At 48.6% G+C, this 13,757-nt stretch carries 14 protein-coding genes; all 14 read left to right on the top strand.

Features of this window, described 5'->3' with window-relative positions; translation table 11 throughout:
- Window positions 1-70: 70 nt before the first annotated feature.
- Window positions 71-1,132, top strand: a complete 1,062-nt coding sequence (locus tag QWZ05_RS17195) for a sensor histidine kinase (RefSeq protein ID WP_264876983.1) — start codon at window positions 71-73, stop codon at window positions 1,130-1,132.
- Window positions 1,132-2,538: a sigma-54-dependent transcriptional regulator gene (locus QWZ05_RS17200; protein ID WP_290299657.1), complete on the top strand. Its 1,407-nt coding sequence runs from the start codon at window positions 1,132-1,134 to the stop codon at window positions 2,536-2,538. Before QWZ05_RS17195 ends, QWZ05_RS17200 begins: the two co-directional genes overlap by 1 nt.
- Window positions 2,539-2,613: 75 nt before the next feature.
- Window positions 2,614-2,925: a flagellar hook-basal body complex protein FliE gene (gene fliE / locus QWZ05_RS17205; protein ID WP_264876985.1), complete on the top strand. Its 312-nt coding sequence runs from the start codon at window positions 2,614-2,616 to the stop codon at window positions 2,923-2,925.
- A gap of 17 nt (window positions 2,926-2,942) precedes the next feature.
- On the top strand, window positions 2,943-4,685 hold the full coding sequence (fliF, locus tag QWZ05_RS17210; RefSeq protein ID WP_290299659.1) for a flagellar basal-body MS-ring/collar protein FliF: 1,743 nt from the start codon (window positions 2,943-2,945) through the stop codon (window positions 4,683-4,685).
- The gene (fliG, locus tag QWZ05_RS17215) at window positions 4,678-5,739 is read left to right on the top strand and encodes a flagellar motor switch protein FliG (RefSeq protein WP_264876987.1); all 1,062 of its coding nucleotides are present in this window, start codon (window positions 4,678-4,680) and stop codon (window positions 5,737-5,739) included. The genes fliF and fliG overlap by 8 nt, the downstream gene beginning before the upstream one ends.
- A 13-nt stretch (window positions 5,740-5,752) precedes the next feature.
- Complete coding sequence (gene fliH / locus QWZ05_RS17220) at window positions 5,753-6,556, top strand: flagellar assembly protein FliH (RefSeq protein WP_289960826.1); 804 nt, start codon at window positions 5,753-5,755, stop codon at window positions 6,554-6,556.
- Window positions 6,556-7,881, top strand: a complete 1,326-nt coding sequence (fliI, locus tag QWZ05_RS17225) for a flagellar protein export ATPase FliI (protein WP_264876989.1) — start codon at window positions 6,556-6,558, stop codon at window positions 7,879-7,881. Before fliH ends, fliI begins: the two co-directional genes overlap by 1 nt.
- Window positions 7,882-7,906: 25 nt before the next feature.
- Window positions 7,907-8,344 carry a flagellar export protein FliJ gene (fliJ, locus tag QWZ05_RS17230; protein ID WP_264876990.1) on the top strand — a complete coding sequence of 146 codons (438 nt, stop codon included), beginning with the start codon at window positions 7,907-7,909 and terminating at the stop codon, window positions 8,342-8,344.
- A gap of 124 nt (window positions 8,345-8,468) precedes the next feature.
- Window positions 8,469-10,478 (top strand): flagellar hook-length control protein FliK, encoded by a 2,010-nt coding sequence (locus QWZ05_RS17235; RefSeq protein WP_290299665.1) that lies wholly within the window; start codon window positions 8,469-8,471, stop codon window positions 10,476-10,478.
- 21 nt (window positions 10,479-10,499) lie between these two features.
- Window positions 10,500-11,000, top strand: coding sequence for a flagellar basal body-associated protein FliL (gene fliL, locus QWZ05_RS17240; RefSeq protein WP_264876992.1), 501 nt, complete (start codon window positions 10,500-10,502; stop codon window positions 10,998-11,000).
- Between the two features lie 7 nt (window positions 11,001-11,007).
- A complete protein-coding gene (fliM, locus tag QWZ05_RS17245; RefSeq protein WP_264876993.1) occupies window positions 11,008-12,057 on the top strand; it encodes a flagellar motor switch protein FliM in 1,050 nt (349 codons plus the stop codon).
- An 11-nt stretch (window positions 12,058-12,068) separates the two neighbouring features.
- Window positions 12,069-12,479: a flagellar motor switch protein FliN gene (gene fliN, locus QWZ05_RS17250; protein WP_264876994.1), complete on the top strand. Its 411-nt coding sequence runs from the start codon at window positions 12,069-12,071 to the stop codon at window positions 12,477-12,479.
- Complete coding sequence (fliO, locus tag QWZ05_RS17255) at window positions 12,479-12,892, top strand: flagellar biosynthetic protein FliO (protein WP_290299670.1); 414 nt, start codon at window positions 12,479-12,481, stop codon at window positions 12,890-12,892. The genes fliN and fliO overlap by 1 nt, the downstream gene beginning before the upstream one ends.
- A complete protein-coding gene (gene fliP / locus QWZ05_RS17260; protein ID WP_264876996.1) occupies window positions 12,885-13,754 on the top strand; it encodes a flagellar type III secretion system pore protein FliP in 870 nt (289 codons plus the stop codon). Before fliO ends, fliP begins: the two co-directional genes overlap by 8 nt.
- The last annotated feature ends 3 nt before the right edge of the window (window positions 13,755-13,757 follow it).

A 13,757-nucleotide genomic window follows, 5' to 3' on the forward strand; every position in this document is an offset into this window, starting at 1 on the left:
ATCACATACAAATGCCTGAAATGCGCCAAGCACTTCAGGCTTTTGTTCTATTTTATGGCAACAAATTGACATGCAATCGTCCGACTCATCACAACATCAATCTCACCTTGATACTTTAGAGTCACAAGTTGAGCGATACAAACAGGTGCTCGATGTTATGCCTGCAGGAGTGATCCTGCTGGATACACATGGCGTGGTACGTGAAGCCAACCCAGAAGCGATCCGACTGCTTGCTGTCCCTTTGGTCGGTGAGCGTTGGTTTAATGTTATTCAGACCGCTTTCGCCCCCCAGGAAGATGACGGGCATGAGATCTCTTTGCGCAATGGCCGCAAGGTGCGCCTAGCCATCTCCGCTTCAAACACAGGCCAACTTATCCTGATTACCGATTTGACAGAAACACGACTACTGCAGTCTCGCGTGAGTGATTTGCAGCGTTTGTCGTCCCTTGGCCGCATGGTTGCGTCTCTAGCGCATCAAGTGCGCACGCCTCTGTCGAGTGCAATGCTTTATGCGTCCAATTTATCGGCGCCTAACCTAGCTCCGGCCACCAAAGAACGTTTTCAAACGAAACTGATGGATCGTCTGCATGACCTCGAGAAGCAGGTTAACGATATGCTGTTGTTTGCCAAAGGTGGCGACAATAAAGTGATTAAGCCTTTCACGGTTGAAAACTTAGCAAATGAGCTTAACCCAATGGTGGAAGCTGCAATAAAAGGCAATCAGATTGACTACCATGTAGAGATAGAGGACGAAAACGTTGTCTTACTTGGTAATGTTAACGCAGTAGCTTCAGCACTAAGTAACCTGGTGATGAATGCGATACAAAATGCGGGCAAACAGAGCCAAATCGATGTTTACTTGCGTGCGGTTAATGATGAAGTACGCATTTCCGTACAAGATAATGGACCGGGTATTGAGAAAGAGTTACAAGGTAAAATCATGGAACCTTTCTTTACCACCCGCTCACAAGGAACAGGGCTTGGCTTAGCTGTCGTACAGATGGTATGCCGTGCCCACAAAGGGCGTTTGGAACTTATTTCAGAATTAGGTGATGGGGCATGCTTTACGGTGTGTTTACCAAGCCAAGCCGCTCAGGTTGAGCAGCAAAATATCAACAATGGAGAGAACTAATGGCACAGAGTAAAGTCCTGATCGTAGAGGATGACGAGGGTTTAAGAGAAGCACTGGTCGACACTCTTGCGCTTGCTGGCTATGAGTGGTTAGAGGCTGACAGCGCAGAAGAGGCGTTGGTGAAGCTTAAAGCAAACCAAGTTGATATTGTTGTTTCTGATGTGCAAATGGCGGGTATGGGCGGTTTAGCGCTGCTAAGAAATATTAAGACCCATTGGCCAAACTTACCGGTATTGTTGATGACGGCATACGCCAATATCGAGGATGCGGTTTCAGCCATGAAAGACGGCGCAATTGATTATATGGCTAAGCCGTTTGCCCCTGAAGTGCTATTGAACATGGTGAGTCGTTATGCCCCGGTCAAATCTGATGACAACGGTGATGCCGTTGTTGCTGATGCCAAAAGTCTCAAGCTCCTTGCCTTGGCTGATAAGGTCGCGAAAACCGATGCAAACGTGATGGTGCTTGGCCCGAGTGGTTCTGGTAAAGAGGTAATGTCGCGGTACATTCACAATGCTTCAAATCGCAAGTCGGGCCCGTTCGTCGCGATTAACTGTGCGGCGATACCAGACAATATGCTAGAGGCGACCTTATTCGGTTATGAAAAAGGTGCGTTTACGGGTGCTGTTCAGGCATGTCCGGGTAAGTTTGAGCAGGCACAAGGTGGGACTATTTTGCTGGATGAAATCAGTGAGATGGATTTAAACCTACAAGCCAAGCTATTGCGTGTATTACAAGAGCGTGAAGTGGAGCGCTTGGGTAGCCGCAAGAGCATCAAGTTAGATGTACGTGTTTTAGCGACCAGTAATCGCGATTTAAAGCAGTATGTTCAAGAAGGCAACTTCCGTGAAGACTTATATTACCGCTTGAACGTCTTTCCAATTGCTTGGCCTCCATTGGCTGAGCGTGCGGGTGATATTGCTCCCCTGACGAAACACTTGGTTGAGCGCCACTGTCAAAAACTGGGCATGGCGGTTCCGACGATTTCATCCTCTGCGCTGGACAAATTGGTGGCCTACACATGGCCTGGTAATGTGCGTGAGCTGGATAACGTTGTCCAACGCGCGCTGATTTTGAGTGATAATGGCGCAATTAGTGACGACCATATATTACTCGAAGGCATTGACTGGCAAGACGCGAATAGTTTGCAGAGTGTGGTTGAATCAGGGCAGGTCGCGCCAACGGTATCTCCGGTTGCAGAGCCACAAAGTCCCCTGGCTGAGGCTGCAGCTGGCACTAGTTTAGGTGGAGAGCTACGTGATCAGGAATTTGCTATCATTTTGCAAACCATGCAGGAGTGTGATGGTCGCCGCAAAGAGATGGCAGAGAAGTTAGGTATTAGCCCACGCACACTGCGCTATAAACTGGCTAAAATGCGCGATGCAGGTATCGATATACCAAACTAAGTTAATGGCACGCTTGTTGCTTAATTAACCGATAATAGAATTAATAACGTCAAACAATTGGCATTCGAGGTTTAAATGCAAGTTGATAGCTTTCATAGCGAAATGAGCATCATGCGCGCTGAGGCGACAGGTGTTTCTCCAACAAAAACAGGGCAGCAAGTCGGTGCCGATTTTGGTGATATGCTGACCAAAGCAATCAACAACGTAAATCAGTTGCAAGGCGCATCCAGCGATTTGCAGACGCGTTTCGATCGCGGTGACGAAAATGTGTCATTGTCTGACGTTATGATCGCTCGTAATAAATCGAGCGTAGCTTTTGATGCGACGATTCAAGTACGTAACAAGCTCGTTGAGTCGTACAAAGAATTGATGAACATGCCTGTTTAATGTAGTAGGAAATAAGCGTGGCAGACCCAAATCAATCTACGGACCTTACCGTGTCCGAGCCTGGTTCTACTGGGGTAATCAGTGCATCTGACCTTGACGTTGATGCACAAAACCCAGATGTAGAAGAGAAGGCGTCCTCCAAATTTGATATGGCTATTGGTGACTTAGACCTGTTAAGGCAAGTCGTCCTTGTGCTTTCTATCTCTATCTGTGTCGCACTGATCGTGATGCTTTTTTTCTGGGTTAAAGAGCCAGAAATGCGTCCATTGGCGTCATATGAAACCGACGAACTGATTCCTGTTCTGGATTACCTCGACCAGCAAAAACAGAATTATAAGCTCGAAGGCAACACCATCTTGGTGCCGACCTCAGATTACAACAGCCTTAAGCTGAACATGGTTCGTGCAGGGCTGAACAATCAAAGCCACGCTGGCGACGATATTCTGATGCAAGACATGGGTTTTGGTGTTTCTCAACGTCTTGAGCAAGAGCGCTTAAAGCTCAGCCGTGAGCGCCAACTTGCGCTTGCGATTGAGGCGATGACACAAGTGCGTAAGGCACGAGTACTGTTGGCGTTGCCTAAACAGAGCGTGTTTGTTCGTCATAACCAAGAAGCGTCTGCCTCGGTATTTTTGACCTTGAGAACGGGCGCTAACCTCAAGCAAGAAGAAGTTGACTCGATTGTTGATATGGTCTCGAGTGCGGTACCAGGAATGCGTCCAACGCGCATTACAGTGACGGATCAACATGGTCGTCTGCTCAGTTCGGGTTCGCAAGATCCAGCATCAGCAGCACGCCGTAAAGAACATGAGCTTGAGCGTAAACAAGAACAAGCCCTTCGCGAGAAGATTGACTCCGTCCTTATTCCGATTTTGGGCTTAGGTAACTATACCGCTCAGGTTGATGTTGAGTTGGACTTTAGCGCGATTGAGCAGACGCGTAAGCGCTTTGATCCGAACACGCCGTCAACGCGAAGCGAGTACACACTTGAAGATTACAATAATGGTAATGTCGTTGCAGGCGTACCGGGTGCATTGAGCAACCAACCACCGGCAGATGCCTCGATTCCTCAAGACGTAGCACAGATGAAAGATGGCTCGGTATTGGGCCAAGGATCAGTTCACCGTGAAGCAACACGTAATTTTGAGCTTGATACAACGATCAGCCATGAGCGTCGCCAAACTGGTGTTGTCAATCGTCAGACGGTCGCGGTAGCCATCAATCATCGCGCTGCGCTAGACCCGAACACAGGTGAAATGACTCAAATGCCGCTGACGGAGAGCGAGCTGCAATCGATTCGTCAGGTTCTTGTCGGAGCGATCGGTTATAGCGAGATGCGTGGTGACTTACTCAACGTGTTAAGTATGCAGTTTGCTGCTCAAGAGCTTGAACCAATGGGCGATGTCGCGATTTGGGATCACCCTAACTTCAATGAGTGGGTGCGTTGGTTTGCGAGTGCGCTAGTGATTATTGTGGTGGTTTTGGTGCTGGTTCGCCCAGCGATGAAGAAACTGCTTAATCCAACCGCTGAAGACGATGACAAATTGTATGGCCCAGATGGCCTACCTATTGGTGCCGATGGCGAAACGAGCCTTATCAGCAGCGATATAGATAGTAATGAATTGTTTGAGTTTGGTTCGTCGATTGAACTGCCAAACTTACATAAAGACGAAGATGTGTTGAAAGCGGTTCGCGCACTCGTGGCGAATGAACCTGAACTTGCAGCGCAAGTAGTGAAGAACTGGATGCAAAATGGCTAACGAACTGGTAGTACAGCAAGAGGGTGGTGAAGTCACCGACCCAAACGCAACGTTTGATATTTCGACAATGACAGGTGAAGAAAAGGCGGCGATTTTGCTGCTAAGCCTGAATGAAGAAGACGCAGCGGGTATCATTCGTCACCTAGAGCCTAAGCAAGTTCAACATGTCAGTAGCGCGATGGCGCGCGCCACAGAGCTAAGCCAAGCAAAAGTGAGCGCCGTGCATCGTCAGTTTCTAGAAGACATTCAGAAATACACCAACATTGGTATGGGCAGTGAAGAGTTCATGCGTAATGCCTTGGTGGCTGCGTTAGGTGAAGACAAAGCCAACAACCTGGTGGATCAGATTCTTCTTGGTGCAGGCTCTAAAGGTTTGGACTCATTGAAATGGATGGATCCACGCCAAGTGGCGAGTATCATCGTCAACGAGCACCCGCAGATTCAAACGATCGTCTTGTCTTATTTAGAGCCGGATCAATCGGCAGAGATATTATCTCAGTTTGCAGAGCGCGACCGATTAGATCTTATGATGCGTATTGCCAACCTCGAAGAGGTGCAGCCTTCTGCACTGGCCGAGCTTAACGAAATCATGGAGAAACAGTTTGCTGGCCAAGCAGGTGCACAAGCTGCCAAGATTGGCGGCCTGAAGGCAGCGGCAGAAATCATGAACTACATGGACAACAACGTCGAAGGCATCTTGATGGATCAGATCCGCGATCAAGACGAAGACATGGCGACTCAGATCCAAGACTTGATGTTTGTGTTCGAGAACTTGATCGAAGTCGACGATCAGGGTATCCAAAAACTCCTTCGCGATGTACCACAAGACATCTTGCAGCGTGCGCTTAAAGGTGCTGATGATGGCCTGAAAGAGAAGATCTTCAAGAATATGTCTAAGCGTGCAGCGGATATGATGCGTGATGACCTAGAAGCAATGGCTCCGGTGAAAGTGTCTGATGTTGAAGCATCGCAAAAAGAGATCTTGGCAATTGCTCGTCGTATGGCAGACAACGGAGAGCTGATGCTTTCTGGTGGTGCTGACGAGTTCTTATAATTAGAGGTTTTTCATGGCAGGTGAACGCAAGCGTGGCTTTTTACGCTTAGATGAAGACGAGCAGCAGCAAGCCCAGCCGACCAAGTGGGGTTTGCCTGATTATGGTTCACATCTGAACAAGCAAGCCAAAGAGACAGCCCTTAATTATGATCCTGGGTGGATGCCTGATTTTGAAGAGCCACAGGAAGAAGAGCCTGTCGCACTAACAGAAGAAGAGATCGAAGCGATCCGTCAGGCAGCCTATCAAGAAGGGTTGCTACAAGGCCAAGAAGCCGGCTTTAAGCAAGGCTACGACAAAGGCAAAGAGCAAGGTTTGACAGATGGCCATGCTGAGGGGCTGCAAACCGGTCAAGCTGAAGGTGTTGCTGCTGGACAAGAGTATATCCAGCAAAATGTGCAGCACTTTGTGACGCTCGCCAATCAATTTGCTCAGCCACTTGAGTTGATGAACAGCCAGGTCGAGAAGCAGTTGGTTGATATGGTGTTGGCGATTGCGCGTGAAGTAGTCCATGTTGAAGTCCAAACCAACCCTCAAGTGGTCCTAGATACGATCAAAGAGTCTGTCGAAGTTTTACCTATTTCTGGTCATGCCATCACACTTCAGCTAAACCCTGAAGATGTGGCGATTATTCAAGCAGCTTATGGCCAACAAGAGTTAGAGTTTCGCAATTGGACCTTGGTAGCGGAACCGGCCTTAAACCGTGGTGATGTACAAATTGCGGCTGGCGAGTCGAGTGTTAACTACCGTATGGAAGAGCGCGTTCGAAGTGTCATGCAGAAATTTTGTGCAGTAAATCGTCATCAGGGTGGTGAGTAGTGTTACCCCTTCACGACCGTTTACAACAATATCAAACCACTGGCGTTTCTAGTCGCCCAGTCGCCTCAGGTAAGTTGGTTCGAGTGGTGGGTTTAACCCTTGAAGCCACAGGATGTCGCGCTCCTATTGGCAGTTTGTGTAGCGTTGAAACGATGCAAGGTGAGATGGAAGCGGAAGTCGTCGGTTTTTCTGGCGATCGCCTCTTTCTGATGCCCAGTGAGCAAATTACAGGTATCTTACCTGGTGCGAAAGTCACCCCCTTAACGGTTGAGGGAGGGCTTCCTGTCGGCATGGAGCTACTCGGGCGAGTGATCGACGGGGTCGGAAATCCGCTTGATGGCTTAGGTGCTATCTATACGGAAAAACGTGCCTCGTTCAATGCCGAGCCGATTAACCCGCTGGCGCGTAAACCGATTTCTGAACCGCTTGATGTCGGCATCAAAGCGATTAACGGCTTGTTGACGGTAGGTAAAGGTCAACGTATTGGCCTTTTCGCTGGTTCTGGTGTCGGTAAGTCTGTCACGCTTGGCATGATGACACGCGGTACGACGGCTCAAGTTGTTGTTGTCGGCCTGATTGGTGAGCGCGGCCGAGAAGTAAAAGAGTTTATTGAAGAGATCCTTGGCACAGAGGGACGACAGCGTGCTGTGGTCGTGGCAGCGCCAGCTGACGCGTCACCGCTAATGCGTCTAAAAGGTTGTCAAACCGCACTGACCATTGCCGAGTATTTCCGTGATCAAGGCCTTGATGTTCTCCTGTTGATGGATTCATTGACTCGTTTTGCACAAGCGCAGCGTGAAATTGCTCTGTCCGTCGGTGAACCACCAGCGACTAAGGGTTATCCACCATCAGTGTTTGCCAAACTGCCCGCACTGGTTGAGCGTGCGGGTAATGGTGATGAAAACCAAGGCTCGATTACCGCATTCTTTACGGTCTTGACGGAAGGCGACGATCTGCAAGACCCGATAGCTGATGCTTCACGCGCCATTCTTGATGGTCACATTGTGTTGTCACGAGAGATGGCGGATGCAGGGCATTACCCGGCGATTGATGTTGAGAAATCCGTTAGTCGTGTCATGCCACAGATCACGACGGATCAACATATGCTGATGTCAAAAGCGGTACGCCAAGTATTAGCAATATGCCGTAAAAACCAAGACTTGGTGTCGATTGGCGCATATAAGCCGGGAACCGACCAGGCTATCGACAGTGCCTTCACTATCAAACCAAAGATTGATCAGTACCTACAGCAGGGTATGAAAGACAGTGTGCCTTATCAGATGTGTGTCAACATGCTTGGCTCGATGCTTAATGCTGGCGAGTAGCGAGCGAATGGTGAGGAGCTAGGTTATGGAGAACGCACTTGATTTTCTTTTGGAGCAAGCGTCAGACAAAGAGCAGCAAGCGGTGTTGTCTCTTAATAAAGCGCGCTCTGAGCTTGAGGGGTATTACCGTCAGGTCGAACAGATAGAAAAATATCGTAGAGATTATTGCCAACAGTTAATTGACCGCGGCAAAGGTGGGCTGACTGCTAGTCAATATGGCCATCTGAACCGTTTTCTTACCCAGTTGGATGAGACACTGGCCAAGCAAAAACAGGCGGAATCTCACTTCAAAGAGCAAGTCAATGCTTGTGAAGAGCATTGGCTTGAAGTACGCAAGCAAAGGCGTTCGTATGAATGGATGCGAGATAAAAAAGTCGAAGAAAAGCAACGGCTCGAAGCGAAAAAAGAGCAACGTATGATGGATGAATTTTCGACGCTTATGTATGCACGAAAAACTCGTTAATGCTGGTGTGATTTTTGCATCTCAAGAATACTATTAATTGATATGCTTTGCTGGTGCAGCCAGTAGAGTATGGATCCCCACGCATAGTGGCTGCTTTTCTTTATTACTTGAGTACTCATAACAGATGAAGCTAGATTTATCGACATCCACCGACAGCGTAAAATTGACCGCGCCAGAGGCTGGAAAAGTTTCGACCCCTGATAACCCGTCGCAAGAAAATGGATTTATGAGTAAGTTGAGTGCCATGCTTGGCAACTCAAGTGATTCAACGGATGGTGTGGCAAAAAAAAACAGCGCAAAAGCCAGCGAGTCAAAACCTGTCACATCAAAAGCTGACGGAGAACAGGATGCGAGTTCTGATGCGGTCAAGACTAGTAAGGCGGCTAGCAGCACTGGCTCAGCGTCAACGGATGAACTTCAAGATGATGAAGTTACACCAGTAAAAACGACATCAACTCAACGGACGGCATCCGCTGATTCAGAGGTTACTTCTGAAGGGTATCAGTCAACATCCCCTAAAGAACGCGGCAACGAGGGTGTGGTGCTGGCTGACGCTAAGTCACAACAAGCGAAGAAAACCGTATCGGAAAGTGATGAGCTTTTAGAGCGCCTTAATGACTCGAATAATGCACTGCAAGGTAAACAAGCGAAGCCTGATACCGTCGTTGCAGAACACGCAGGACCTCACAACGTAAGTCAAGCCTCGGGCGGCAAAGCGTTGCCACCGGAAGAAGATCAAAAGCAGCCAGCGGTAAAAGAAGCCGCTGCTGTCGCTTCAATATCGAATCAAGTAAAGACTAGTGAACTGGCTGAGACACCTTCACGCGCGCAAAGTGCAGTATCTAGTGGTATTGAGCTTGAAACAAAACAAGTGAACTCTTCGGGAACCCCCTCACAGGAAGGTGCTAAAGCGGTCAGCACAGGATCAACAAATGAATCTGCCGCTCAAGACTCTGAGTTAAGTAACAAACTAACCAACTCTGATGCACAAACGGTGGCGGAGGGCGAGCTTTCCCAAACTTCGGATGAATTAGCATTAAAACAAGCAGCAGCTCAAGCCCAAGAAACAAGCGAGGAAAGCGTTTCAGTGCAGGTTGCCGCAATGACCGATAGCGAAAACCCGGGCGTGTCACCAGCTCAACAAGATGGTTTTGAACCTACACAGGCAAAGCAGTCTGTAAAGGGTGAAGTGAATCATGAGCAGGTGGAAGAGGGCGCGGAGGCGCCTATCGTTGCGATTCCATGGGGACAGTCGCCGAAAGAAGATGCACAAGCGTTAACACCGGTTGCAGACGGTAAAGCAGGTGTCGATAGCCGAGAGAAAGTAGATCCAGCAGTGCTTGCTGCTCGAGCGGCCGTTGTGGGCGCGGCAGCGAACGCATCATCACCCCAAGCGGCAGTCAGTGTACCGACCTCTTCAGTGACAGCTAGCAGCATAGACAATAAAGCCGCGCTTGACCCAGCCTTAATGGGTGCAATGAGCGCATCAGCCACCCCGATGACAAGCAAAGCCGCGAGTGATGCTGCGTTGAGAAATAGTTTGGCTGCAACCGGTCTTGTGGCCGCAAAAGCGGATAAGCAAGAATCATCCACAGTTCAAACTCACGATGGGGTGTCACCGAACAGTGTGACTTCCGCAGCAGCAACCGCTCAAGTCACACGCTCGGAGGTAAACACGCCACAAGGGAGTGTGGTAATATCGCAGGCTATGTCAGCGGAACAGATGGCAGAAAAGGCGAACGAGCGAGTTCAGGTCATGTTGTCAAAGAATTTAAAAAATATTGATATACGGCTAGATCCACCTGAATTGGGTCGCATGCAGATCCGTATGAACATGAACGGTGACAATGCAACCGTGCATTTTACGGTGGCGAATAGCCAGGCTCGCGATGTGATTGAACAGGCAATGCCTAGACTGCGTGAAATGCTTGCCCAGCAGGGTTTGCAACTCGGTGATACCTCGGTTCAGCAGCAAAGTGCGGGTCAGCAGCAGGGACAATTTGCCGGTCAAGGGCAGTCAGGCGCTCAAGGCTCTGGTAATGGAGAAGGCTGGGATGGCGATGAACACTCAGCAGATTCGAGCGTTAACCTCAATGTAAAAACAGAACAAGATGGCATTAGTTTTTATGCCTAAACTATAATTGCAGAGACACAGATGGCAGAAGAACAACAAATCGAAGCCCCAAAAGGCAAAGGTAAATTACTGATTATTATCGCTGTCGTCGCCGTATTATTGATTGGCGTCGCAGCAGCAGCTTTCTTTATGACGGGATCGGATGATGACACAGCGGGTGCTTCAAACAGCTCTGTGAGCCAAAGTGCTCAGCCAGTTGTGGAACCGATCTCCTATGTGAATATTCCTCAGCCTTTTGTCTTTAATGTGACGGGCGACAGTCGCAATCGTATGGTGCAAATAAAAGCACAACTCATGGTGCGTGGTCGCGCTAATGAAGAGTTAGCACGCTACCACTCTCCATTGATCGAGAGTTCGTTGATCAATACGTTTGCCTCCAGTACCGTTGAGCAACTTCGCACGCCGAATGGGCGTGTTGAGCTGCGTGATAAGGCTTCAGATGATGTGAAAGCCAGTTTATCTCAAGCAGTAGGGCAGCCCGTTATTGAGCGCGTGCTGTTCACTGACTTTGTAATTCAGTAGGTAAGACGTGACCGATTTATTAAGCCAAGACGAAATTGATGCGCTACTGCATGGTGTTGATGATGTCGATGACGTTGAAGAAGAGTTGAATGATGTTGACGGTGATGCCGTCAGCTTTGATTTCTCTTCACAAGATCGCATTGTTCGTGGGCGAATGCCGACCCTCGAACTTATCAATGAGCGTTTTGCTCGTCATTTACGCATTAGCTTGTTTAATATGCTGCGAAAAACGGCAGAGGTGTCGATCAACGGCGTACAGATGATGAAGTTTGGAGAATACCAAAACACACTCTATGTACCCACCAGTTTGAACATGGTGCGTTTTCGTCCGCTAAAAGGTACAGCACTTATCACCATGGAAGCGCGTCTGGTCTTCATTTTGGTAGAAAACTTCTTTGGCGGAGATGGTCGTTATCACGCGCGCATTGAAGGTCGCGAGTTTACGCCAACAGAGCGTCGAATTGTTCAGTTGCTTCTTAAAATTGTGTTTGAAGACTATAAAGAAGCTTGGTCTCCGGTGATGGGGGTCGAGTTTGAGTACCTGGACTCGGAAGTGAACCCGAGCATGGCGAACATCGTTAGCCCGACAGAGGTGATTGTAGTCAGTTCATTCCATATAGAGGTGGATGGCGGAGGCGGCGACTTTCATGTCGTTATGCCATACTCGATGGTTGAACCGATCAGAGAGTTGCTCGATGCAGGTGTTCAGTCGGACAAAATGGAGACGGATATTCGTTGGAGCTCGGCACTGCGTGACGAAATCATGGATGTACCGGTGAATTTCCGAGTTAACCTACTTGAACAAGATATCTCATTACGTGACTTGATGGAGCTTCAAGCGGGCGACATCATCCCAATTTCTATGCCTGAGCATGCCACAATGTTTGTGGAAGAACTGCCGACCTATCGTGTCAAGATGGGGCGCTCTGGTGAAAAAATGGCGGTACAAATTTCAGAAAAAATTAGACGACCAGATGTGGTTAAGACCGATTTGGCGTTTCTTGGTAAAGATATTATGTCTGAGCTCGATAGTGCGCTCGAAGACGATGATGAATAAGGGTATTGAAGATGGAACCATCTGACGATCAGAAACTGGCTGACGAATGGGCAGCTGCGCTGGGTGAAGACCCGATGGCACCGGATGTGGACGTAGATGATATTCTCGCAGCACCGTTGGATGAGCTGAAAGACACCTCTTCGCCAATCTCTGAAGACGAACGTCGTAAACTGGATACCATTCTCGATATTCCAGTGACGATCTCTATGGAAGTAGGCCGCTCACAAATCAGTATCCGTAACCTACTGCAACTGAACCAAGGCTCGGTTGTTGAGCTGGAGCGTGTTGCCGGTGAGTCATTAGATGTATTGGTTAACGGCACCTTGATTGCTCACGGCGAAGTGGTTGTCGTAAACGATAAGTTTGGTATCCGTTTAACGGACGTGATCAGCCAGACCGAGCGTATCAAGAAGCTGCGCTAATGAACTTACTTAGATCCTCTATGCGCATGTTATTGAGTGTGTCGGCCAGCGTATTCTCCGGGACGGCACTTGCCGCCGTAGAGCCAAAAGAGCATTTTGATGTAGCGACCACCATAGGGTCGCTTTTTCTCGTTATTTTGGTCATTGTCGTGTTGATGCTGCTGTTGAAAAAAATGCGTGTACCTTCACTGCTCAATCACAAAGACTTGGCGATTGTTCGTCAAATTCCGGTTGGGACAAAGGAGCGTATCGCGGTTGTCAAAGCCGGTGAAGAGCATTTTTTGGTGGGCATAACGCCAAACAATATCAGCCTAGTGTCTAAGCTTGAGACTCCGATTGCGGATGAGGTTGTTGAAGATAGCGCTTTTGGCTCTCAACTGAGTAAAATGTTGAAAAAGAGTAATCATGCATAGAAAACTCTCCTCTCTGTGTTGGCTCGTTTTGCTGCTAATTTGTGCGCCATTGTCGATGGCGCAACAAGAACTCGATACACCTATTGGCGCTAACACCTCGCCAGCGGGTCAGGTTACGGTCTCGGCCATGGAAAGTGAACAAGGCGCATCCACGATGACGGCTTCAAGCACTCGTAGTGGTGGCGGTGGTGGTATTCCAGCCTTTACCATGACAGCAAACCCAGATGGTAGCGAAGATTACTCGATCAATTTACAGATTTTAGCGCTGATGACCATGCTCGGCTTTTTGCCAGCAATGGTTATCTTGATGACCTCATTTACTCGTATCGTGGTTGTGATGTCGATATTGCGTCAAGCGATGGGTTTGCAGCAGACACCTTCGAATCAGGTCATCATCGGTATCTCCCTGTTCTTAACCTTCTTTGTGATGTCTCCGGTACTCAATCAAATTAACGATAGGGCTATTCAGCCGTACATTAACGAGCAGGTCAGTGCCCGAGAAGCATTTGATGAGGCGCAGCAGCCGCTTCGTGCGTTTATGCTCAAGCAAACGCGGGTTAAAGATCTCGAAACTTTTGTCAATATTGCGGGTGCGGAGGTGCAAAGCCCAGAAGAGGTGTCGATGGCAATTCTGATCCCAGCGTTTATTACATCGGAGCTGAAGACCGCGTTCCAGATCGGTTTTATGCTGTTTTTGCCGTTCTTGATTATTGACCTAGTTGTCGCTTCAGTATTGATGGCAATGGGTATGATGATGCTATCGCCGATGATCGTTTCTCTACCTTTTAAGTTGATGCTGTTTGTTTTAGTTGATGGTTGGAACTTAATCTTGTCCACTTTGGCTGGCAGTTTTGCCTTGTAGCGG

The sequence above is a fragment of the Vibrio agarivorans genome (assembly GCF_030409635.1).
GTDB lineage: Bacteria > Pseudomonadota > Gammaproteobacteria > Enterobacterales > Vibrionaceae > Vibrio > Vibrio agarivorans.

What these genes read in the sequence shown, in the direction of transcription:
- QWZ05_RS17235 (WP_290299665.1), top strand. Translation starts at nt 8,469, where the DNA reads ATGAAGCTAGATTTATCGACATCCACCGACAGCGTAAAATTGACCGCG.
- fliJ (WP_264876990.1), top strand. Translation starts at nt 7,907, where the DNA reads ATGGAGAACGCACTTGATTTTCTTTTGGAGCAAGCGTCAGACAAAGAG.
- fliL (WP_264876992.1), top strand. Translation starts at nt 10,500, where the DNA reads ATGGCAGAAGAACAACAAATCGAAGCCCCAAAAGGCAAAGGTAAATTA.
- fliP (WP_264876996.1), top strand. Translation starts at nt 12,885, where the DNA reads ATGCATAGAAAACTCTCCTCTCTGTGTTGGCTCGTTTTGCTGCTAATT.
- fliE (WP_264876985.1), top strand. Translation starts at nt 2,614, where the DNA reads ATGCAAGTTGATAGCTTTCATAGCGAAATGAGCATCATGCGCGCTGAG.
- fliN (WP_264876994.1), top strand. Translation starts at nt 12,069, where the DNA reads ATGGAACCATCTGACGATCAGAAACTGGCTGACGAATGGGCAGCTGCG.
- fliO (WP_290299670.1), top strand. Translation starts at nt 12,479, where the DNA reads ATGAACTTACTTAGATCCTCTATGCGCATGTTATTGAGTGTGTCGGCC.
- QWZ05_RS17200 (WP_290299657.1), top strand. Translation starts at nt 1,132, where the DNA reads ATGGCACAGAGTAAAGTCCTGATCGTAGAGGATGACGAGGGTTTAAGA.
- fliH (WP_289960826.1), top strand. Translation starts at nt 5,753, where the DNA reads ATGGCAGGTGAACGCAAGCGTGGCTTTTTACGCTTAGATGAAGACGAG.
- fliG (WP_264876987.1), top strand. Translation starts at nt 4,678, where the DNA reads ATGGCTAACGAACTGGTAGTACAGCAAGAGGGTGGTGAAGTCACCGAC.
- QWZ05_RS17195 (WP_264876983.1), top strand. Translation starts at nt 71, where the DNA reads ATGCAATCGTCCGACTCATCACAACATCAATCTCACCTTGATACTTTA.